The sequence below is a fragment of the Xanthomonas sp. JAI131 genome (assembly GCF_013410075.1).
GTDB lineage: Bacteria > Pseudomonadota > Gammaproteobacteria > Xanthomonadales > Xanthomonadaceae > Xanthomonas_A > Xanthomonas_A bonasiae.
On the sequence record NZ_JACCCN010000001.1, the window covers coordinates 1,507,527 to 1,529,690 of the forward strand.

The following is a 22,164-nucleotide window of genomic DNA, read 5'->3' on the forward strand; positions in this document are numbered from 1 at the left end:
CGCCGGCGGGTGCCGGCCCGCCTTGCCTGGCTAGGCTAGCCCACCAGGCGCCGGCCGTTGCGCAGGCAGACGCGGAAGAACACCAGCAGGTCCCAGCTGTAGCGCTTGAGCAGGCGCCGCGGCTCGCGCAGCAGGCGGTACATCCACTCCATGTGCAGGCGGCGCACCCAGGCCGGCGCACGCTGGGCGTTGCCGGACAGGAAATCCAGCAGCGCGCCGACCCCGAACAGCAAGCGCGCGTCCAGCTGCGCGGCATGGTCGAGGATCCAGGTTTCCTGCAGCGGATTGCCGAACGCCACCAGCACCACGTCGGCGCCGCTAGCGTTGATGCGCTCGGTCAGCGCCGTGCCCGCGGCGGCGAACTCGGCGTAGCCGTCGCAGGTGCCGACCACGTGCTGGCCCAGTGTCTGCCGCAGCGTCTGCGCGGCGGCCTGGGCCACGCCGGGCCGCCCGCCGAGCAGGAAGAAGCGCAGCGGCCGCCGGCTGTGCCGGCACAGGTACGGAATCAGGTCGGTACCGTTGAGATTGCCGGCGAAGCGGCGGCGATGCACCAGCAGCGCGCCCAGGTCCATGCCGATGCCGTCGTTGACGATGCGCACGCCCGGCGCGCGCAGGCGCGTGCGCAGCGCCTGGCACTGCACCACGAAGTTGGTATTGGCGAAGAACACCTGGCGCTGCTCGCCGCGCGCCTGCGCCTGGAACAGCGCGTGCGCGAACGCCGCTTCGGTGGTGCGCAGGATCGGATAGCCGCCCAGCGCCATCACCTCCTGCCGCTCGGAATGCGCATCACCAGAGGTCATGGGGAAAACTGTCCAATAGACTGCGCTGCAGGGCATTCAGCTCGAACGGGGCGTTACCGCCCAGGGCCAGGCACTCCTCGACGCTGTGGCCGGCATGCCACTGCGTGCGCCCGGTGCCGTAGTAGTAATCGTCGTACTTGAAACGGTCCTCGCCGTTGCCCCAGTCCAGGTACACCGACGGCACGCCGTAGGCTTCGGCCAGGATCAGCCCATGCAGGGAACTGGAAACCACCAGTTCCGCGCCCAGCAATTGCCGCACGAACCCGGCCGGCTGCCGGTTCGGCAGCACCAGCTGGTCCTTGTAGCGTGCGTATTTGTCCGACGGCTCGTTGAAGTGCGGCACGATCAGGAACGGCTGCCGCACGGCCGGCGGCGCCAGCGCGTCGAGCGGAAAGAACAGCGGCATCAGCAGTCCCGGATCGCCGTAGATCTCCGGCACCTGCAGCCCGCGTTCCTGCAGAAACGCGCGGGTCTTGGGTCCGCGCACCGCACGCACGTCGAGCGCGCGGAAGCGATGCCGGTCGGCCGGGATCTTGCCGTTGATGCCGCTGCCCCACACCGTGTCGCCGTCGCTGGCGAAATGCAGCACCGAACCGATCGCGATCAGGCGCTTGCGCTTGTCGCGCTTGTCCAGCAGGGTCCGGTCGCGCTGCGCCAGCACGTTGGACACGATGATCTTGGACAGGTGATCGCCGACGTTGATCTCGCCGTTCTTCGGCTTCCACCAGAACAGCGCGCGGCGTTCTTCGTAGTCGATCCATTTTTGCAATGCGGACAATGCGACATCCTCCCTTGTGTACGCGAACGCCGTTCGCGGGCGAGCGGCTCCGTGTCAGGCGGTATCGCCTGCGAAAAGCCGGGTTTCCGGATAGGCCGACGGATCCAGGACACGGTCGGTGGTCTCGGACCAGCTCAGGCATTGGCGATGGCGCACGTGCGGGGCGTGCAGCGCCTTTTCGATCGCCGCGACGATCGAGGCCTCGTCGCCCGGGGTATAGCCGAAGCGCGACTGGTAACTGCCGACCACCGCGTTCGGACACACCGCAGGCAGGCCGAAGAAATCGTATTGCAGCAGCTTCATCGAGCTGTCGGCCAGATACACCGGCACCTGCTCCGACGCGTACGGCGCGATGCCGAAGCGCGCGTGCTTGATGTAGCCGATGGTCTCGGCGTGCTTCATTTCGCCATACACCACCACGTTGTCGCCATAGCCCGGCGCGCGGCCCATGCCCGAGCCGATCACATGGAAGGTGACCTGCGGGAAGGCGCGGCTGGCGGCGACGAAGAATTCCGGATCGAACAGCATCGAGCCGACCGCCACCGCATGGATGCCCTCGCCGTACGGCGACGGATCGCCGAGCGTGTCCAGGTTGTGGTCCACGCCATGGCCCACATGGAACACGTTGTGGCGGCTGGAAATCTCCTCGGCCATCGCCGGCGACACCAGCGCGATCACGTCCAGGCTCGGCGCCACGCGGTCGAATTCGCGCTCGATGTAGTCGGCGACGTTGATCGTGCTCAGGCCGTCGGAGGCACGGTAGACCTTGCGCGCGGTCGGGTTGATGCGTGCCGCCAGCTCGATGAAGGCCACCGCGATGCCGCTTTCGAACACGATTACATCCGCTTCCTGCATCCAGCGCAGCAACGTGGCCGGCGGCTTGGCCGCGTACAGCTTGAACATCAGGTCTTCCAGCGGCCGCAGCCAGCGCCGCCGCGTGTTGAACGGATGCAGCGGCGCGCGCCACAGGTAGCAGTCCACGCCGTTGTGCTTGACCACGGTGTTGGCGGTGGCGTCCAGCGGCAACCGCAGGTCGCCCTTCATCCGCGACAGCAGGCTGTAGCGCAGCGAGAAGAAGCGCGTGGTACCGCGCTTGGCCAGCTCGTCGGCGATGAAGTGGATGTTGGCGCGGCGCGGCGTGCGGTAGTCGTGCGCCGACAGCACCAGATAGCACGGCGGGCGTCCGGCAAGGGCCGCGGCCGGTGCCGCGGCGAGCGTCGCCGCTGCGGAAGAATCGCTCATGCCATCGCTCCTTTGCGGTAGAGGGGTGTCGGGAAAGATCGCCGGATCGCGGGTCATCGTTTGGCCCTGGCGTCGCGCAGCAACGTGCGCATGTTGAGGATCGCCATCACGTCGCGGCGGAACGCCGGCCACAGCGCGAACACCAGCACGCAGCCCAGCGCCATCGCCGCGCCGCCCACCGCCAGCTGCTGCCACAGCGAACTGCCGCCCCACTGCTGCGCGGCGAAGTACGCCGCCACGCCGGCCGCGCCGTAGCCGAGGATCGCGCGCAGGCCGTTGTTGAACAATTCCAGCGCCGGCACCTGCGGCGCCACCTTGGCGATCCAGATCACCGACAGCGGCCACATCACCAGCAGGCCCAGCGTGTAGCCGATGGTCACGCCCATCACGCCCCAGGCCGAGCCGGCGAAGATGCAGGCGATCAGCATCACCCGCCCGACCACCGAATACACCAACTGCTCGCGCATCAGGCCATGCGCCAGGAACACCCAGTAGGTGGCGTAGGACGCGGTCTGGAAGATGCCGCCGAGGGTCAGCACCTGGAACAGCGGCACCGCCGGCCGCCATTGTTCGCCGAGCACCAGCACGATCAGCGGCAGCGCCAGCGCGCAGGCGCAGGAGAACAACGCCACGATCAGATGCACCATCACCGTCTGCCCGCGCAGCAGGAAGCTGCCGAAGCGCGGCGGATCGTCCTGCAGCTGCGACAGCACCGGCAACGCCACCGAGGTGGCCGGCGCATTGATCTGGTTCAGCGGCATCATCAGCAGCTGGAACGCGCGGTTGTACAGGCCCAGCGCCTCGGCGCCGATGCGGTGGCCGATGATCACCTGGCCGACGTTGCGGCTGGCGTAGCCGAGCAACTGCGCGGCCATCAGGTTCCAGCCGAAGCTCAGGAACGCGCGCATCGGCGCGTCGCGGCGATAGCCGCGCGGCAGCCAGCGCGCGCAGGCGCCGGCGATCGCCAGGTTGACCAGCGCCTGCACCACCTGCTGCCACACCAGCGCCCAGTAGCCGTAGCCGGCCAGGGCCACGCCGACGCCGGCGACCAGGCCCATCACCTGCGCGCCGACATCGCTCAGCGACACCTGGCCGAAGCGCAGCCCGCGGCTGAGATGCGCGCGGTACTGGGTGGTCATGCCGTTGAGCAGGAAGGTCACCGCCAGCGCCTGCGAGATGCCCAGCAGCGCCGGCTCGCGATAGAAGTGCGCGATCCACGACGAGGACAGGAACACCACGATCGCCAGCACCAGGCCGATGCCGCTGTTGATCCAGAACAGGTTGTCGCGCTGCTCGCGGCTGACGTGCTTGGCCTGGATCGCAGCCGAGGACAGGCCGAAGTCGCGCAGGATCTCGGCCATGCCGACGATCGCGGTGACCATCGCCATCAGCCCGTAGTCGTAGGGCGTCAGCAAGCGCGCCAGCAGCACGATGCCGCCGAACTGCACCACCATCTTCGCCAACTGCCCGGCCATGGTGACGGCGGCGCCACCGGCGGCGCGCGAGCCGAGGCTGCGTTCCGGCGGCGCTGCGGGACCGGGGGTTTCGGTCGTGCTCATGCCCGTGCCTCGCTGCGCACGCCGCGCGCATCCAGATAGCTGCGGTAGTGCTGCACGCCGATCGCGCTCCAGTCGCGCCGCGACAGGTCGGGCACCGCGTCGGCGGGCAGGCGCCGCGCCTGCGCCAGCGCGTCGGCCAGTTGCGCCGCATCCAGTTCGCCCCGATACAGCAGCACCCACTGCGGCCCGACCTCTTCGGCGATCGCCGCATTGGCCTCGTTCCACGGCGCCAGCACCGGCCGCGCCAGCGACAGCGCCAGCAGCAGCGTGCCGGAGTTGTGCATCTGCCGGTACGGCAGCACCACCAGTTCGGCCTCGCCGACTTCGCGCGCCAGCACCTCGTCTTCCACGTACTGCAGCCGCGCGCTGATCCGCGGATCGGCGGCGCAGGCCTGTTCGACCACGGCGCGGATCTGCGCATCGATCGGATTGCCGGCGATGCGCAGGCTCAGCGCCGGGTCGGGCAAGGCCTGCAGCGTCGCGATCAGGGTTTCCACGCCCTTGTACGGGCGCAGCAGGCCGAAATGCAGCAGGCGTCCCGGCACCCGCGGCGGCTGCGGCATCGCCGCGTACCAGTCGCGGTAGTGGCCGTGCAGGATGGTGTCGGTGGCCGGCGCACGCTCCGGCGTGGTCGCGTTGATGCGGATCCAGCGCGCGGTCAGGCGATCGGTCCAGCGCAGCAGCAGGCGCTCGCGCCAGCCCTTGTCCTCGTGCGGGGCCACGTTGTGCAAGGTGCGCACCAGTGGCACGCCGCCGAGCTTGAGCCGCAGCAGCAGCAGCGCCATGCACGCCTGCTTGGCCAGCGTGCCCACGGCCGTCGGGTGCCGCATCATGTATTCCGGCCAGTGCACGTGCAGCACGTCGTAGCGCGACAGCAGCGCCGCGCGCATCGAGAAGAAACGCAACTGCACCTGCTGCGGCAATGCCGCGTACAACTGGGTCAGGTACGGATTGGTGGTCGCGCCCGGCCGCTCGGTCGACAGCAGCACGGTGATCGGCGGTCCCGGCACGCGCGCATCGCCGCTGCAACGCGGTTCGTCGCTCATCGCCCCGCCTCCGTCTTGCCCAGTACCGCGCGGTATTCGTCCAGATAGGCGCCGACCACATGCTCCCAGTCGTAGCGCTGCGCGTAGGCCATGGCCGCCTGCCGCTGCGCGGGGAACGTCGCGTCGGTGGCGGCGGCATAGGCTTGTACCGCAGTGGCGGCGCGCTGCGGATCGGCCGGATCCAGCAGCACGCCTTGCGCCGATTCGCGCACCAGGCGCGCGAACGGCGGAATGTCGCTCAGCACCGGCAACAGGCCGGCGCTCATCGCTTCGACCGCGGCCAGGCCGAAGCCTTCGTGACGCGACAGGCACACGAAGTACTGCGCGCTGCCGAGCAGCTGCGCCAGTTCCTCCTGCGACGGCGCCACGCGCAGCTGCACGCGGTCCTGCAGGCCGCGTTCGGCGATCGCCTGCAACAGGTCGGCCTGGGTGAAATCGTATTCGCGCCCGGCCACGATCAGCTGCCAGGCCGGATCCTGCGCCGCCAGCGCGCGCAGCAGGTCCAGCGTTTCCAGCAAGCCCTTGTTGACCGACCAGCGCCCGAAATAGATCAGCGTGCGGCCCGGCGTGGCGCTGCCCTGCCCGGCGAACTTGCTCACATCCACGCCGTTCTCGATCACCCGCAGGCGCTGCGGCGCGACCACCGCCGAGAACACCTGGCCATCGTTCTCGCTGGTCGCCACGACCCGCGCGTAGGCCCGGGCCGAGGCCCGGGTCAGCGTCTTGAACCACAGCATCTTCAGCCGCGAGGCATAGGTGGTGTGGAAGAAGCCGCCATGGGTGGAGACGATCATCGGCGTGCCGTGCAGCACCCGGGTCAAGGCCAGGAAGTCGTAGAAGAAATCGATGCCGTGCACGTGCACCAGATCGGCGCCGCGCAGCGCGGCCAGGACCTTCGGCGCCAGCGGATAACGCGAGGACCCGCGGTACGGCAGCCGCACGATCGGCACGCCCTGATACGCATCGCGCTGCGCGAGCCGCTCCTGCGGCCGGGTGAAGACCCGGTCCAGGGTGACCACCTCGACCTGATCGCGGCCCTGCTGCAGGTGCCGCCGCGCGATGTTCAGCACGACCTCCTCCATGCCGCCCACCGACGGATGGAATTGGCGCACGACGTGAACCACCTTCATTGAACGCTCCCGTGCGCCAGCGCACCGCATTGCGACAGCGCCATCAGGACGCCTCCTGCCGTGCCGGCTCGCGCCGCAGCCCGATCATCCACGGCGCCACGCGCACGATCACCGCGCGCATCGGCACGCTGGCGAGCACCGCCAGCACGCTCACCGACACCGCCCAGGCCGGCCCCCAGGCATCGCCGCGGACCAGGCCGGTACGGCTGGCCACGCCGGCCATGACCGAGAACAGCAACGTATGCGTGCACAGGATCAGCAAGGTGTTGCGTCCGATCCACTGCAGCCACGCCCACTCCTGCACCAGCCGCGCCACGCACAGCGCCATCGCGCTGCCGAGCAGGCTGGCGGCGAGGAAGCCGAGCGGCGAATGCCCGAACTTCATCATGTTCACGTCCACCCGGCCGTTGTTCCAGGCGATCGCGAACCACGCCGCGCCGAGCAGCAATGCCGCCAGCGCGTTGCCCGTGCGGCTGGTCGGAAGCAGGCCGCTGCGCTTGGCCGCGGCCGCGCCGACCGCGAAGAAACACAGCGACACCGGTAGTACATCCAGCGCAAACGGAAGCCGGTAATCCTGGGTCGGGAACCAGATCGCCCAGCCCCAGGCCAGCAGCAGCGACAACACCGCCAGCACCTCCAGCGACAGGCGCCGGCGTAGGTACAGATAGCTCAGCGTGGTCACGAACAGCGCCGGCAGGAACCACAACGCCGGCATCACGTAGAGCTTGGGGCCGATGCCGCTGACCAGGCCCAGCAACGGTTCCCACCACGGCCGGTCGCCCCACAGCTGCGCCTTGGAACCGATGTTGCGGGTCAGCATCCAGTACGCGTACGCGACCAGGAAGAACGCCAGATACGGCAGCAACAGGCTGCGCGCCAGCTTGGTCCAGGTCGCCATGCCCAGCGGCCGCTTGCCGAACGCCTCGCCGACCCAGCCGGACAGCACGAAGAACATCGGCACGTGGAAGCTGTAGGCCAGGATCACATAGGCATGCGGGATGCCCTTGGCGTGGCCGAACACCACCAGCAGGATCGCCAGCGCCTTGGCCGCGTCGATGCGCGCATCGCGCGTGCCGCGCACGCCGCTGCGGGCCGGCTGCTCGGCCAGCACCGTCTGCAGTGCCTGCGTGGAGGCGCTCATGTCGCCACCGCCGCACGCGACGTGGTGTCGGTTGCCGGCGGCAACGCCGCCGCCGCTGCGCGCCGCGGCACCATCTGCCACAGGCAGCCGCAGACGAACCACCACAGCGCCGCGGTCTTGATCGAGAAGTAGCCGTTGGAGACCAGCAGGCTCAACGCGAACGCGAAGATCAGCAGGTTCTTGAACAGCTGGCCCTCGATCGTGCGCATCAGCATCGCGAACGAATAGGCCAGCAGGAACGCCAGCACCAGCACCACCGACTGCGAGGAGATGAAATAGGCGATGCCGCTGTCGAAATACTTGTACGGCGTGTCGAAATCCAGGCCCAGCCACGATTCAGCGGTCATGTTGCGGATCGAATACACGGTGAAGAACACCCGCCCCAGGGTGGTGTCCTCGTAGCTCTGGATGCCGGACGCCCACACCATCAGCCACGCGCCCAGCAACACGCCGAAGAAGATCAGGAAGCCCAGGCGCTGGTCCATGCGCAGCAGCAGCGGGGTCAGCGCCACCATCATCACGCAGGTGCCGGCGGCCAGGCGCCCGTCCGAAGCCACGATCAGGAAGCCGATCATCGCCACCGACGCGGCGATCCCCACCGGCCGCATCCAGCGCCAGAAGGTCAGCAGGATCGCGGTGAAGAAGATGATGAAGTTGCCCATCGTCACCGGCTCGATGAACACCGAGGAGGCGCGCGGCAGGTTGGAGGACGGCAGGAAGTTGCGCGCGCCCGGCCGGGTCGCGCTGACGAACAGGTTGCTGTCCTGGTTCCAGAAGCTCGACGCGCTGGCGCCGCGCGCATTGACGAAGTAGCTCTTCGGGTTGACCACGTCGCCGTAGACCTTGGGCAGGGCCAGCTCGAACGCCGCCACCAGCGACACGATCAGCGCCATGCGCAGAAAAAGTTTTGGCAACGAACCGGTATAGGCCGCGCCCAGCACCAGGAACGCGAACGGGATCAGCGCGTCGCGGAAGAACTTGGGATCGATCGACCAGACCAGGAACAGCCGCACCAGCATCAGCAGCGCCAGCAGGCCGATGCCGGTGAACACCATCGCCGTGCGCTTGCGGTCCAGCGACCACAGGCCGATCAGGAAGCAGGCGCCGTAGATCGCCAGTTCCGCGACATAGGTCATCGCCGGGCTGACCCGGAACACCTTGGCGTTCACCACCGCGAGCAGGAAGTTGTAGCCGATGGCGAACAGCAGCACCAGTTCGATCAGAAGATTGTGGCGCTGCTCGCGCAGCGTCATCGGCGGCGCATCGATGGCGGTGTTCAGCACGCGGCACCTCGCTGCGCGACGCGACGCGCCACGGGTTGCGACAACGGCGACCGCAACGTGCCCATGGCGGAACGCCCCGCGTGCACGACACGGCGGCAAGCGACCTCGATGGCGCCGCGGCCCGCGGCCCAGCCGCCGCCGTCCCCGCCACCGGCGGCGACGACGGGGCGGCGCCGGCAGTGGGGACGGTCGGCGCGATAACGGTACATCGGGCGCATCAGTAGGCGGTCTTCTGCCCGAGCACCTTCACTGCGGTGAGCACGATGATCCGCGTATCCAGCCACAGCGACCAGCGGCGGATGTAATCCAGATCGTATTGGATGCGCTTCTTCATCGTCCGCAGCTCCGGCGTCTCGCCGCGGAACCCGTTGACCTGGGCCCAACCGGTGATGCCCGGCTTGACGTAGTGCCGCTGCATGTAATGGTTGATCAGCTTCTCGTAGTGGGTGTTGTGCTGCGCCGCATGCGGCCGCGGCCCCACCACCGACATGCTGCCGCCGAGCACGTTGAACAGCTGCGGCAGCTCGTCCAGGCTGCTGCGGCGCAGGAACGCGCCGAACGGGGTGACCCGGCTGTCGCCGCGCTTGGCCTGCACCACCACGTCGCTGGGTTCCTGCTGCACGCGCATCGAGCGGAACTTGTACATGTAGAACTCGCGGCCGCCCAGGCCATGGCGGCGCTGGCGGAAGAACACCGGACCCGGCGAACTCAGCTTCACGCCCACCGCGATCGCCAGCATCACCGGCCACAGCATCGCCAGCGCGGCCAGCGCGACCAGCTTGTCCTGCAGCGCCTTGGCGACCACGAAGTAGGTGTTGCGGTCCACCCCGCCCTGGCGCAGGTTGATCACCGGCACGTTGCCGATCTGGTCGCCGGACTGGTTGAGCATGCCGAAGTCGAACAGGTCCGGGATCAGCCTGACCTGGATCGGATAGCGGTCCATCTGCTGCAGCAGCTGCTTGATGTGGTCGCGCTCGCCCAGCGGCAGCGAGATCCATACCTGCTCGACCTCGTTGTTGTTGAGGTAGTCGATCAGCGACTCCGGCGTGCCGGCCCCCAGGCACTGCAGCTTCTTCGGATGATCGGCCACCGACAGGTCGTAGTCGCTGCTGAAATAGCCGACCAGTTGCATGCCCACCCACGGATTGCGGCTCAGGTAGTTGTGGATCTTGACCACCGGATGGCGCAGGCCGACCACCACCACGCGCTGCACGTCCACGCCTTCCGAGCGCAGGTGGTTGAGCACGCCGCGCACCATGGTGCGCGAGACCAGCAAGGTGGCCAGGCTGGTGGCGAACCACAGGCCGATCCACAGCCGCGAGACCTGCTGCCCGAACTGCACCACGAAGGCATGCACCGCGAACAGCGCGAACACGCCGCCGCAGGCCAGGCTCAGCACCATCATCTCGCGCATCAGGCCGCGTCCGCGCCAGCTGCGATACAGCGGAAACAGCGCGAAACAGATCACCGCGTACAGCAACGTGGTGCCGATCGCGACGCGGTAGGACGCTTCCGGCATCCAGTTGCCGAACAGCAGCCGGTGGGTCAGCAGCGCACCGGCGACGATGACCGTCAGATCCGATACGCGTAGCAGGATATCCGCCGCGGCTGCATATTTGGACAGCAGGCGGGGGGACGACGTTGTATAGGTGGCGCTACTCAGGTCTGCCAGAAGCATGGTCGGGATTCCTATCCAAACTCGGTCGGTGGCATGCGGGGGAACATGCGACGTATGCGAGCCTCGATCTCATCTGCCAGTGGACCGCTGCGGTGCCTTCCTCACCGACCCCAGGTCCAAGGCAGCCCATGTTTATTTCAACAGAACCGCGACTGCGTACAACCGGTCAGGAAAATAATGGAACACCTCTGTACTTAGCTGAACCACGTATCACCTCACTGAAGAATTTGCGTAGGAAACATGACGATGTGCCTGCGTCGTCGCATCGGTCGCGACCGCGGTCACGGCGCATCGCAGCAGACGTCGCGCCGCGCGCTTCATGCCGCGGCCGCCGCCTGCGCTTCGCGCAGGAAATAGCGGATCAGGGCGATGGCGATCGCCGAGAACAGGCCGAACACGAACGCCAGCGCCAGGTTCAGCAAGGTCTTCGGCGAACTCGGCTTGCCCGGCACGTCGGCGCGGTCGACGATCGACACGTTGTTGGTGCCCACGTTGCCGGCCACGCCGATCTCCTTGTAGCGCTGCAGCAGCGCGTCGTAGAGCTGGCGGTTGGTGTCGGCTTCGCGCCGCAACATGTTGTAGCGGATGCTGCGGGTCTGCAGATCCAGCTCGTCGTTCTTCAGGCTGGAGATGCGTTCGGACAACAGCGTCTCCTGCTGCCGCGCCGCTTCGTAATCGTTCTTCAGCCCGCTGCGGATGTTGGCGATCTCGTTGCCGATCTGGCGCTTGGTCTCGGCGATCTGGTTCTGCAGGCGCTGCATCTCCGGGTAGCCCGGCTGGAAGGTGGCCAGCTTCTGCTGGTAGTCGGCCGCCAGCTTGGCTTGCTCGGCGCGCAGGCTCTGGATCAGCGGGCTGCTGATCACCTGCGGCAGGCCCATGCCGTCGCCGATCCCGGCCTGGCGCCAGGCCGACTCGGCCTTGATCCGCGCATCCTGCGCGGCGGCCAGGCGCACGTTCAACTCGCTCATGTTCTGCGTCGGCAGCGACGGCTTGTCGTCGCCCAGCGACACGATCTGCTCCTTGCTGGAGTAGTCGACCGCGTTCTTCTCCGACTCTTCCACCTTGTCGCGCAGCTGCTCCAGCCGCTCGGACAGATACTTGGCGGCGAACGAGGACGCCTGCAGGCGCCGCTCCTGGGTCGAGGCGATGAACATCTTGGCGTAGGTGTTGGCCACGCGCGTGGCCAGCACCCGGTCGGGCGAATCGAAGTTGATCCGCACCAGCCGCGAATCGCGCACCGGCTCGATCGTCAACGCGTCCAGCACCGGGCCGACCAGCGCATTCTCGGCCGCGGCGGCGCGCGCCTCCGGCGACGGAGCACGGCCATCGCCATTGCCCTGCAGCTTCTCCAGCGCCTCGTCGACCAGCGGCTTGAACGTCGGGTCCTGGGTCAGCCGCGCCTCGCGGATCACCGCCCGCGCCAGCGAACGGCTGCCGAGCAGCTCGTACTGGGTCTGGTAGAAATCGCGATCCTGCGGCGATTCCACCGGCATCAGGTTGGCCACGTTGGTGACGTTCAAGGACTCGCGCTCGATCTGCAGCACGCTGGTGGCGCGGTACTTGGGCGTCATCAATAACGTTACCAGCAGCGCCAGCGCGACGACCGCCACGGTCAGGCCGACGATCAGCCAGCGCTGCCGGTACAGGGCGTTCCAGTAGTCCAGCAGGCTGATGTCGGCCGGGCTCAGCGGCGCCGAGGAGGTGCGGGTGTGCATGCTCGAGGAACTCATCGGTATGCCCGCCAGACCATGACGAACGGGGTCAGCTGCACCATCGTGCGCAGCACGACGAGCGCATCGGAGCGGTACACCACGACGATGTCGCCGCCATAGATTTCAGGATCCGGCGAGACGCCCTTCTGGATATCGCGCAGATCGAAACGGGCCAGCATCTTCTGCCCGCCGACGTTGCGGAACACCACCACGTTGCCGCGGCTGGCCACATCGCTGACGCCCTTGCCCAGCGACAGCGCCTGCTGCAGGGTCAGCGCCGAACCGGCGATCGGGTAGATGCCCGGCTCGCCCACCGCGCCGGTGACGGTCACCCGGTTGCCGGTGAACTCGTCGACCAGCACCGACACCTGCGGGTTCTGCAGATAGCCGTTGCGGTAGCGTTGGGTGATGTCCTTCTGCAATGCGTTGACGCTGAGTCCGGCGGCCTTGATGTCGCCGACCAGCGGCAGCGAGATGCGGCCCTCGTTGTCGACCCGCACCTGGCGCTCCAGGTCGTCCACCTGGAACACCTTGACCGTCAGCAGGTCGCCGGGGCCGAGCAGGTACTCCGGCTGCCCCATGGAGGCGGCCAGCGGATCGCCTGCCGGCAATTCCGTCAGCATCTTCGGCCCGGTGCTGCTGCACCCGGACAGGAAGACCAGACAAGAAAGGGCCAGACACAATGCCCAGTTGAACGTACCGGAGAGTTTACCCATGCGCGATGCAGACGCCCTCTGTCGAGTGGTTTTGGGAACGCCGCACTCCTCTATCCGGCCAGCGCTCCATCACCGGTCGGGTAAGACGATTGCAGTGTCATTTCCTGCCTGGGACGACCGCCCAGGCCAACAGCGAAGCCTCGTGCTGCAGTGCACTATGGCACAGCTACCCGCCCTCACCAAGACATCTTGCGGCATTTTTTTGACGCTATACCGCGTGGATTCAAGTACATGTCCGAATATTCAGCATGTTCAACGAAGCCACGTCGCAAAATACACGACGTTAACGTGACACATGTCAAGGCGTTGACGGTCCTCGTCCGCAGTTCGCTGCCGGATTTCCGTCCCGGTCGTCGCAGGCCCCGCGGCGGCCGCAGCAGGCATCGCATCGACCCGAGCGCGTTTGTCTACACCCTCGTCCGAACGGTCCCGCAGCCGATCCGCGTCGGGACGGCACCAGTGGCGCGCGCCACCAGCGTCCGCCGCAGGGGCGAGCACTGCGGCGACTGCCTGCCGATCGCCGGTTACGCCGGCTGCATGTTTGTGGCGGCCCGGACGGCCCAACCCCCGCAAAACGAAAAAGGCCCATGTCGCTGACATGGGCCTTCGAAGATGGTCGGGGTAGCCGGATTCGAACCGACGACCACTAGTCCCCCAGACTAGTGCGCTACCAGGCTGCGCTATACCCCGGTAAAAACTCCGCCGTTGCGGCGGTCCCGCCTCGCGGCGAGCTGGCAATTATAGCGGGATTGGCGCGGCCATTCCTAGCCGGTCGCGCGGTTGCCGCTCAGCGCCGCAGCAACTGCAGCACTTCTTCCAGTTCCTGCCGCACCTGCTTGATGATCTGGTTGCTCAGCGCCGACTCCTGCCGCGCGCCCTCGCCTTCCAGGCGCAGACGCGCGCCGCCGATCGTATAGCCCTGTTCGTACAGCAGGCTGCGGATCTGCCGCACCATCAGCACGTCGTGGCGCTGGTAGTAGCGGCGGTTGCCGCGGCGCTTGACCGGTTCCAGGCTGGGGAATTCGGTTTCCCAGTAGCGCAGCACGTGCGGTTTGACGTCGCACAGCTCGCTGACCTCACCGATGGTGAAGTAGCGCTTGGCCGGAATCGGCGGAAGTTCGCGGTTACTGCCCGGGTCCAGCATAAGCCTCCACTCGCTCCTTGAGCTTCTGTCCCGGGCGGAAGGTCACCACCGTCCGCGCCGAGATCGGAATTTCTTCGCCGGTCTTGGGATTGCGACCGGGCCGTTGGTTCTTGCGGCGCAGATCGAAGTTGCCGAAACCGGACAGCTTCACCTGCCGTCCCTGCTCCAGCGCATCGCGCAGCACATCGAAGAAAGCATCGACGAATTCCTTGGCCTCGCGCTTGTTCAGCCCGACTTCGTCGAACAACCGTTCGGCCATTTCCGCTTTGGTCAACGCCATTGCCCTGCTATCCCCTACGTCTCAGCCGCGAATCCGCGCATCGTGTTCGCGCGCCAGCGCCGCCACCGCATCGGCGACCACGGCATCCACATCGCGATCCGTCAGAGTGCGCGAGTTGTCCTGCAAAATCAAGCCCATAGCGAGACTCTTGAAACCCGCCTCGACCCCCGGCCCGACGTAGCGATCGAACAGCACCACGTCGCGCAGCAGCGGCCCGACCGCGCCGCGCACGCTGCTCGCCAGCGCCGACCAGGCCACCGCCTCGGGCACCAGGAAGGCCAGGTCGCGGCGTACCGACGGGAACCGCGACAGCTCGGCGGCACGCGGCAGCGCACGCGCGGCCAGCGGCGCCAGATCCAGCTCGAAGCCGAGCACCTCCACGTCGATCTGCATGGCCTGCAACAGGCGCGGATGCAACTGGCCGATCCAGCCGATCCGCGCGCCATCGCGGTATACGTCGGCCGCACGGGTCGGATGCGCGAACGGCAGCGCCGACGGACGGTAGTCCAGGCGCGCGCCGGCGGCACTGGCCAGCGCGTCCAGGTCGCCCTTCAGGTCGTGGAAGTCGACCTTGCGTGCCGGCAGGCCCCACTGCAGCGCATCGGCATCGCCGCACACCGCGGCCGCCACGCGCTGCGTCTCCGCCGGCGCGGCGCCGGCCGTCGCCGCGGCCGCGAACACCTTGCCCAGCTCGAACAGGCGCACCCGCCCGGCCTGGCGGGCGACGTTGCGGCCCAGCGCCGCGACCAGCCCCGGCAACAGCGACGGACGCATCACCGCCAGTTCGGCGCTGAGCGGATTGGCCAGCGCCACGCGTCCGGCGTCCAGGCCCCACTGGTCGAGCAGGGCCGCATCGACGAAGGCGTAGTTGATGGTTTCCAGCATCTCGCGCGCGACCAGCTGGCGGCGCACGCTCAATTCGTCCAGTTGCGTCTCGCTGCCCATGGCGATGCGCGAGGCGCCGCCCGGCAGCGTGGTCGGCAAGCGGTCGTAGCCGTGGATGCGCGCCAGCTCCTCGATCAGGTCCTCTTCCAGGGCGATATCGAAGCGGCGGCTGGGCGCGGTGACCTGCCAGCCATTGCCGGTTGCGACGACCTCCATGCCCAGCGCGCGCAGGATGCGCTCGACGTCGGCGTCGACGATTTCGATGCCGAGCACGCGCACGATGCGCGCGCGGCGCAGCGTGATCGGCGCCGGCGTCGGCAGGTGCTCGCGCAGCTCGGCCTCCACCACCGGGCCGGCGCGGCCGCCGGCCAGTTCCAGCACCAGCCGCGTCGCCAGTTCCAGCGCCGGCCGCGGCAGCGCCGGATCCACCCCGCGCTCGAAACGGTGGCCGGCATCGGTGTGCAGGCCGAGCTTGCGGCCGCGGCCCATGATCGCCGCCGGCGCGAAGTGCGCGGCCTCCAAGAACACATGCCGGGTCGCATCGGTGACGCGGGTGTCGTGGCCGCCCATCAAGCCGGCCAGGGCGACCACGCGGTCGCCGTCGGTGACGGCCAGGAAGCTGTCGTCGAGCGTCGCGTCGCGGCCGTCGAGCAATTTCAGCGTTTCCCCGGCACGCGCGCGGCGCACGCCGACCGGGCCGTGCAGCGTCTCCAGGTCGAAGGCATGCATCGGCTGGCCCAGTTCCAGCATCACGTACTGGGTGATATCGACCAGCAGCGACACCGGGCGCACGCCGCTGCGGCGCAGGCGTTCGGCCATCCACAGCGGCGTCTTCGCCGCCGGGTCGAGATCCTCGACGACGCGGCCGCAGTAGCGCGGCGCATCGCCGCCCGCCTGCAGGCGCACCTCGAGGCGGCGCTCGCTGGCGACGGCGACCGGCTCGGCCGCGAACGGCAGCACTTCGCTGGCGCAGGCCGCGGCCACGTCGTAGGCGATGCCGCGCACGCCGAAGCAATCGGCGCGGTTCGGGGTCAGCTTGATCTCGATGCTGGCGTCGGGCAACCCGAGGTAGTCACTCAGCGCCTGGCCGATCGGCGCGTCGTCGGGCAGCTCGAACAGGCCCGACGCATCGCTGTCCAGGCCCAGCTCCTTGGCCGAGCACAACATGCCATTGGACTCCACGCCGCGCAGCTTGGCCGCCTTGATCGCGATGCCGCCGACCTGGGCGCCGACCAGCGCCAGCGGCGCGACCAGCCCGGCGCGCGCGTTCGGCGCACCGCAGACGATCTGCAGCAAGCCGCCCTGCCCGGCATCGACCTGGCACACCTGCAGCCGATCGGCTTCCGGATGCCGCGCCGCTTCGACGATGCGCGCCACCACCACCTGCTGCAGCGATTCGCCGAGCGGCGTGACCTCTTCGACCTCCAGACCGATGGCGGTCAGGGTCGCGGCCAGTTCATCGCGCGTGGCCTGGGTGGGGACGTGGCTGCGCAGCCAGTTTTCGCTGAATTTCATGAGAGGCCGGGATTGGGGAGTCGGGATTGGGGATTCGCAAGAGCGGGTTCATGCGGGACTGGTGCAATCGGGAGGAATCCGCTTTCGCGAATCCCCAATCCCGACTCCCCAATCCCGGCCCTCAGGCGAACTGCCTAAGGAACCGCACATCGTTCTCGAAGAACGCGCGCAGATCGTTGACGCCGTAGCGCAGCATCGCAAAGCGCTCCACGCCCATGCCGAAGGCGAAGCCGGTGTAGCGTTCCGGATCGATGCCGACGCTGCGCAGCACGTTCGGATGGACCATGCCGCAGCCGAGCACTTCCAGCCAGCGGGTGCTGCCGTCGGGCTGCTGCCAGGCGATGTCCACTTCCGCGCCGGGTTCGACGAACGGAAAGTAGCTGGGGCGGAAACGCATCTCGAAATCGCGTTCGAAGAACGCGCGCACGAACTCGGACAAGGTGCCCTTGAGGTCGGCGAAGGTGGAATGTTCGTCGACCAGCAGGCCTTCGACCTGGTGGAACATCGGCGAATGGGTCTGGTCGCTGTCGCTGCGGTAGACCTTGCCGGCGGCGATCATGCGCAGCGGCGGCGCGTGCTCGCCCATGTAGCGCACCTGCACGCCGGAGGTATGGGTGCGCAGCAGGCGCCCGTCGCCGAAGTAGAAGGTATCGTGCATCGCCCGCGCCGGATGGTGCGGCGGAAAGTTCAGCGCTTCGAAGTTGTGCCAGTCGTCCTCGATCTCCGGGCCGTCGGACAGTTCGTAGCCCAGCCGCGCGAAGATCTCGGTGATGCGCTCCAGCGTGCGCGTGACCGGATGCAGCCCGCCGCGTTCGCCGCGCCGGCCCGGCAGGGTCACGTCGATGCGCTCGGCGGCCAGGCGCGCATCCAGCGCTACCCCTTCCAGCAACGCGCGGCGTTCGGCCAGCGCCGCGGAGACCGCATCGCGCGCCTGGTTGATCGCCTCGCCGGCCAGCTTGCGCTGTTCGGGCGGCAGCGCGCCGAGCTGTTTCAGCTGCGCGGTGATGCTGCCGCTCTTGCCCAGCAGCGCGACGCGCAGTTGCTCCAGCGCTTCGGGACTGGCCGCCGCGGCGATGTCCGCCAGCGCCTGCCCGCTCAGGGATTCGATCTCACTCATTGCACTCGCGCCTCACTTCAGCCGACCACCCCGACCCGGATCCTGCGCCCGGGAGACACCCCGCGACAGGATCGATCCCGCAATCGGGATGCACAAAACGCAAAAAGGGGAAGGACTCGCGCCCTTCCCCTGCATGTCTGCGATGGCTCCCTCGCCGAACACCCGCACATGGATGTGCGGGCTCCTGCGAGGGACTCGCACTTATGCCGCCAGCGCGCCCTTTGCCTTCTCAGCCAAGGCGGCAAAGCCCTGCGCGTCGTGCACGGCGATGTCCGCCAGCACCTTGCGATCCAGGGTGATGCCAGCCTTGAGCAGGCCGTTCATGAAACGGCTGTAGCTCAGGCCATTGATGCGGGCCGCCGCATTGATGCGGGTGATCCACAGCGAACGGAACACGCGCTTCTTCTGCTTGCGGCCGATGTAGGCGTACTGCTGCGCCTTGATCACCGCCTGCTTGGCGACGCGGAAGACCTTGCGACGGGCGTTGTAGTAGCCCTTGGCCAGGTTCAGAACTTTCTTGTGACGACGGCGTGCCTGGACGCCACGTTTTACTCGAGCCATGGTTCAGTCCTCAGAGGTAAGGCAGCATACGGTCAAGACGGCCAGCGTCCTCGGCACGAACATGGTTCGTCTGCCGCAGGTTGCGCTTCCGCTTGGTCGCTTTCTTGGTGAGGATATGGCTACGGTTGGCGTGGCCGCACTTGTACTTGCCGGAGGCGGTCTTGCGGAAACGCTTGGCCGCCGCCCGGTTGGTCTTGATCTTGGGCATTGCAATGTCCTTGATTGTGTTTTGTCACTGGTCAGGGCGGTGGCTGCGCCACGCTTTCCGTCCGTGCCCGTACCGGCTTGTAAGCCCTTGATCCTCAAAGAATCAGGGCGGGTCCTATTGCCGCGTTGACGGCAAACCCGATGTACTGGGCCGCGCATTATGCCAGGGCTTGGAATGCCTTGCAAATCATGGATTTCCCGGGCGCCGGGAATCGGGAATCGGGAATCGGGAATCGAAAAGGCTGCGGCATCGCGGGTGCTTGCGCCATCAGGCGGGGACGCGCTCGCAGTGCGCTGCTGCCTCGAACGGATGCCGGCCCCGCCCCGCCCTGCATGGGTACCGGACGCGTGGCGGGCGACTTGCCCCCGGACAGCGCGCATCCACGCGCCGCCACCGCCAGGCGGCGGCAGCAAGCGGCGATCGGAAAACACGAAGGACGCCAGCAGGCGCCCGGCAGCGGCCGCGCTCCCGCACATGGGCGGGGGCGCGATCCTGAACTGCTGGTCAGCGCTTCTTCGGCGCGATCATCATCACCATCTGCCGGCCTTCCAGGCGCGGACGCGATTCGATGACGATGTCTTCGCCGAGGTCGGCTTCGATCCGCGACGCCATTTCGCGCCCGAGTTCCTGGTGGCTCATCTCGCGGCCACGGAAACGGATGTTGACCTTGACCTTGTCGCCCTCTTCGAGGAAGCGACGCATGTTGCGCAGCTTGATCTGGTAATCGCCCTCGTCCGTGACCGGACGGAACTTGATTTCCTTGATCTCGACCTGCTTGGTCTTCTTCTTGGCTTCGTTCGCCTTCTTCTGCTGCTCGAACTTGAACTTGCCGAAGTCCATGATCTTGCAGACCGGCGGATCGGCCTGCGGCTGGATCTCGACCAGGTCGAGCCCATCCTCTTCGGCCAGCGCCAACGCTTCGTCGCGGGTCAACACGCCGACCATCTCGCCGTCCTTGCCGATCACGCGAACGCGCGGGACACGGATCTCTTGGTTCTTGCGGTTCTGTTTGTTGTCAGGGGTACTGATGTTGCAATCTCCCAGGGGAATCGGACCGACGCGGGCGGAGGCTCCGCCCGCATCGGGGTTGTCTTACGCCAGTTGCTCGGCGCGCAGCCGTTCGGCGAAGGCGGCAACCGACATGGTTCCCAGATCCTCCCCCGATCGCGTGCGGACTGCAATGGCGCCGTTTTCCTTCTCGCGGTCGCCCGCCACCAGCAGGTACGGCACCCGCTGCAGCGTGTGTTCGCGAATCTTATAGCCGATTTTTTCGTTCCGCAAATCGGCCTCGATGCGGAAGCCTTGATTTGCAAGGAGTTTCCGCACGCTGTCTACATAGTCGGCCTGGGCATCGGTGATGTTCATCACCATTGCCTGCACCGGCGACAGCCAGGCCGGGAACGCGCCGGCGTGATGTTCGATCAGGATACCGATGAACCGCTCCATCGAGCCGACGATGGCCCGGTGCAGCATGACCGGGTGCTGCTTCTGGCTGTTCTCGTCCACGTACTCGGCGCCGAGGCGGCCGGGCATCATGAAGTCGACCTGCATCGTACCCAGCTGCCAGGTGCGGCCGATCGCGTCCTTCAGGTGGTACTCGATCTTGGGGCCGTAGAACGCGCCCTCGCCCGGCAGCTCCTGCCATTCCACGCCGCAGGCACCGAGCGCGGCGCGCAGCGCGGCCTCGGCCTTGTCCCAGGTCGCGTCGTCGCCCAGGCGCTTTTCCGGGCGCAGCGCGATCTTGATCTGGATATCGTCGAACCCGAAGTCGGCATACACCTTCAGCGCCTGCTGGTGGAACGCGGTGACCTCGGCCTCGATCTGCTGCTCGGTGCAGAAGATGTGGCCGTCGTCCTGGGTGAAACCGCGCACGCGCAGGATGCCGTGCAGCGCGCCGGACGGCTCGTTGCGGTGACAGGCGCCGAACTCGCCGTAGCGGATCGGCAGGTCGCGGTAGCTGTGCAGGCCCTGGTTGAACACCTGCACATGGCCGGGACAGTTCATCGGCTTGACCGCGTAGGTGCGCTTCTCCGACTCGGTGAAGAACATGTTGTCCTGGTAGTTGTCCCAGTGGCCGGACTTCTGCCACAGCGACACGTCCAGGATCTGCGGGCAGCGCACCTCGCCGTAGCCGCTGTCGCGGTACACGCGGCGCATGTATTGCTCGACCACCTGCCAGATCGACCAGCCCTTCGGATGCCAGAACACCAGGCCCGGGCCCTCTTCCTGCAGATGGAACAGGCCTTGCTGCTTGCCGATCTTGCGATGGTCGCGCTTGTCCGCTTCCTCCATGCGCAGGATGTAGGCGTCCAGCTGCTTCTTGTCGGCCCAGGCGGTGCCGTAGATGCGCTGCAACTGCTCGTTCTTGGCATCGCCGCGCCAGTAGGCGCCGGAGATGCGGGTCAGCTTGAACGCCTTGAGGAAGCGCGTGTTGGGCACGTGCGGGCCGCGGCACATGTCCACGTATTCCTGGTGGTAGTACAGGCCCATCGCGGTGACGTCGTCGGCCATGTCCTCGATCAGGCGCAGCTTGTAGTCCTCGCCGCGCTGGCGGAATAGTTCGATCACCTCGGCGCGCGGGGTGACCTTCTTGACCACGTCGTAATCCTGCGCGATCAGCTCCTGCATGCGCTTCTCGATCGCCGCCATGTCCTCGGGGGTGAACGGGCGCTCGCTGTAGATGTCGTAGTAGAAGCCCTCGGCGATGACCGGGCCGATCACCATCTTGACCTCGGGATACAGCTGCTTGACCGCATGGCCGACCAGGTGCGCGCAGGAGTGGCGGATGATCTCCACGCCCTCGGCGTCCTTGGCGGTGATGAGGCGCAGGCTGGCGTCGTGCTCGATGAGGTCGCAGGCGTCGACCAGGCGGCCGTCGACCTGGCCGGCGATGGTCGCCTTGGCCAGGCCCGGGCCGATGGACTGGGCCACGTCCATGGGGCTGACGGGATGTTCGAATTCGCGGCGGCTGCCGTCGGGGAGCGTGATCGTGATCATGGGAGTCGGCAAGAAGGAAAGCGAGGCGGGTCGGGCGTTTCCCGCGGCGCGCCGGAAGCCGGCGGCGCAAGGCGCGGGATACAAAGAAGGCGCCACAAGGGCGCCTGCTCGGACAGCCTTGGACGGGGTTTCATGCTGGGGCGATGGTAGTGCTCATGTCGCACGCTCGGCCGGCGTTGCCGCGGGCCACCCGTAGTTCCGCATTTAAGAGAGACCAAATGGTAACGCATTTGGGTGGTTTGTGGATTTGAAGGGGGTGGAAGCGCGGGACTCGGGACTCGGAACCGGGGACTCGGAAAGGCGCTTGGCTGGCGTTGATGGTGTGCGTGGCAATCGACGGTCAAGACCTGCAGCGCGGTGGCAACGAAGCGG

Annotated in this window: 19 protein-coding genes and 1 tRNA gene; all 20 read right to left on the bottom strand. The window is 67.4% G+C overall.

Annotated features, from left to right (window positions below; translation table 11 throughout):
* Window positions 1-35: 35 nt before the first annotated feature.
* Window positions 36-800 carry a WecB/TagA/CpsF family glycosyltransferase gene (locus HDC36_RS06275; protein ID WP_179565353.1) on the bottom strand — a complete coding sequence of 255 codons (765 nt, stop codon included), beginning with the start codon at window positions 798-800 and terminating at the stop codon, window positions 36-38.
* Entirely contained in the window at window positions 787-1,578 is a 792-nt protein-coding gene (locus HDC36_RS06280) for a polysaccharide pyruvyl transferase family protein (protein WP_179565355.1), read from the bottom strand. Before HDC36_RS06280 ends, HDC36_RS06275 begins: the two co-directional genes overlap by 14 nt.
* A gap of 54 nt (window positions 1,579-1,632) precedes the next feature.
* Window positions 1,633-2,820, bottom strand: coding sequence for a glycosyltransferase family 1 protein (locus HDC36_RS06285; RefSeq protein WP_225209651.1), 1,188 nt, complete (start codon window positions 2,818-2,820; stop codon window positions 1,633-1,635).
* A 53-nt stretch (window positions 2,821-2,873) separates the two neighbouring features.
* Entirely contained in the window at window positions 2,874-4,379 is a 1,506-nt protein-coding gene (locus HDC36_RS06290; RefSeq protein ID WP_179565357.1) for a lipopolysaccharide biosynthesis protein, read from the bottom strand.
* A complete protein-coding gene (locus tag HDC36_RS06295) occupies window positions 4,376-5,425 on the bottom strand; it encodes a glycosyltransferase (protein ID WP_179565359.1) in 1,050 nt (349 codons plus the stop codon). Before HDC36_RS06295 ends, HDC36_RS06290 begins: the two co-directional genes overlap by 4 nt.
* Window positions 5,422-6,555: a glycosyltransferase family 4 protein gene (locus HDC36_RS06300; protein ID WP_179565361.1), complete on the bottom strand. Its 1,134-nt coding sequence runs from the start codon at window positions 6,553-6,555 to the stop codon at window positions 5,422-5,424. Before HDC36_RS06300 ends, HDC36_RS06295 begins: the two co-directional genes overlap by 4 nt.
* Before the next feature lie 43 nt (window positions 6,556-6,598).
* On the bottom strand, window positions 6,599-7,696 hold the full coding sequence (locus HDC36_RS06305) for an acyltransferase family protein (protein WP_179565363.1): 1,098 nt from the start codon (window positions 7,694-7,696) through the stop codon (window positions 6,599-6,601).
* A complete protein-coding gene (locus HDC36_RS06310) occupies window positions 7,693-8,949 on the bottom strand; it encodes a polysaccharide biosynthesis protein GumE (protein WP_218848091.1) in 1,257 nt (418 codons plus the stop codon). The genes HDC36_RS06305 and HDC36_RS06310 overlap by 4 nt, the downstream gene beginning before the upstream one ends.
* A gap of 247 nt (window positions 8,950-9,196) precedes the next feature.
* Window positions 9,197-10,657, bottom strand: coding sequence for an undecaprenyl-phosphate glucose phosphotransferase (locus HDC36_RS06315; RefSeq protein WP_179565367.1), 1,461 nt, complete (start codon window positions 10,655-10,657; stop codon window positions 9,197-9,199).
* A gap of 317 nt (window positions 10,658-10,974) precedes the next feature.
* Window positions 10,975-12,402, bottom strand: coding sequence for a GumC family protein (locus HDC36_RS06320; RefSeq protein WP_179565674.1), 1,428 nt, complete (start codon window positions 12,400-12,402; stop codon window positions 10,975-10,977).
* Window positions 12,384-13,085, bottom strand: a complete 702-nt coding sequence (locus HDC36_RS06325; protein ID WP_179565369.1) for a polysaccharide biosynthesis/export family protein — start codon at window positions 13,083-13,085, stop codon at window positions 12,384-12,386. Before HDC36_RS06325 ends, HDC36_RS06320 begins: the two co-directional genes overlap by 19 nt.
* Window positions 13,086-13,698: 613 nt before the next feature.
* Window positions 13,699-13,775, bottom strand: a tRNA-Pro gene (locus tag HDC36_RS06330).
* 97 nt (window positions 13,776-13,872) lie between these two features.
* A complete protein-coding gene (locus HDC36_RS06335; protein WP_009597860.1) occupies window positions 13,873-14,229 on the bottom strand; it encodes a MerR family transcriptional regulator in 357 nt (118 codons plus the stop codon).
* Window positions 14,210-14,509 carry an integration host factor subunit alpha gene (locus HDC36_RS06340; protein WP_003466661.1) on the bottom strand — a complete coding sequence of 100 codons (300 nt, stop codon included), beginning with the start codon at window positions 14,507-14,509 and terminating at the stop codon, window positions 14,210-14,212. Before HDC36_RS06340 ends, HDC36_RS06335 begins: the two co-directional genes overlap by 20 nt.
* A 21-nt stretch (window positions 14,510-14,530) precedes the next feature.
* Complete coding sequence (gene pheT, locus HDC36_RS06345) at window positions 14,531-16,909, bottom strand: phenylalanine--tRNA ligase subunit beta (protein WP_179565371.1); 2,379 nt, start codon at window positions 16,907-16,909, stop codon at window positions 14,531-14,533.
* A 121-nt stretch (window positions 16,910-17,030) separates the two neighbouring features.
* Window positions 17,031-18,026 (bottom strand): phenylalanine--tRNA ligase subunit alpha, encoded by a 996-nt coding sequence (gene pheS, locus HDC36_RS06350; RefSeq protein WP_179565373.1) that lies wholly within the window; start codon window positions 18,024-18,026, stop codon window positions 17,031-17,033.
* A gap of 201 nt (window positions 18,027-18,227) precedes the next feature.
* Window positions 18,228-18,587, bottom strand: coding sequence for a 50S ribosomal protein L20 (gene rplT / locus HDC36_RS06355; protein ID WP_003466653.1), 360 nt, complete (start codon window positions 18,585-18,587; stop codon window positions 18,228-18,230).
* 10 nt (window positions 18,588-18,597) lie between these two features.
* Entirely contained in the window at window positions 18,598-18,795 is a 198-nt protein-coding gene (rpmI, locus tag HDC36_RS06360; RefSeq protein ID WP_002811096.1) for a 50S ribosomal protein L35, read from the bottom strand.
* Between the two features lie 504 nt (window positions 18,796-19,299).
* A complete protein-coding gene (gene infC, locus HDC36_RS06365) occupies window positions 19,300-19,824 on the bottom strand; it encodes a translation initiation factor IF-3 (protein WP_074375534.1) in 525 nt (174 codons plus the stop codon).
* A gap of 63 nt (window positions 19,825-19,887) precedes the next feature.
* Complete coding sequence (gene thrS, locus HDC36_RS06370) at window positions 19,888-21,792, bottom strand: threonine--tRNA ligase (protein WP_179565376.1); 1,905 nt, start codon at window positions 21,790-21,792, stop codon at window positions 19,888-19,890.
* Between the last annotated feature and the right edge of the window lie 372 nt (window positions 21,793-22,164).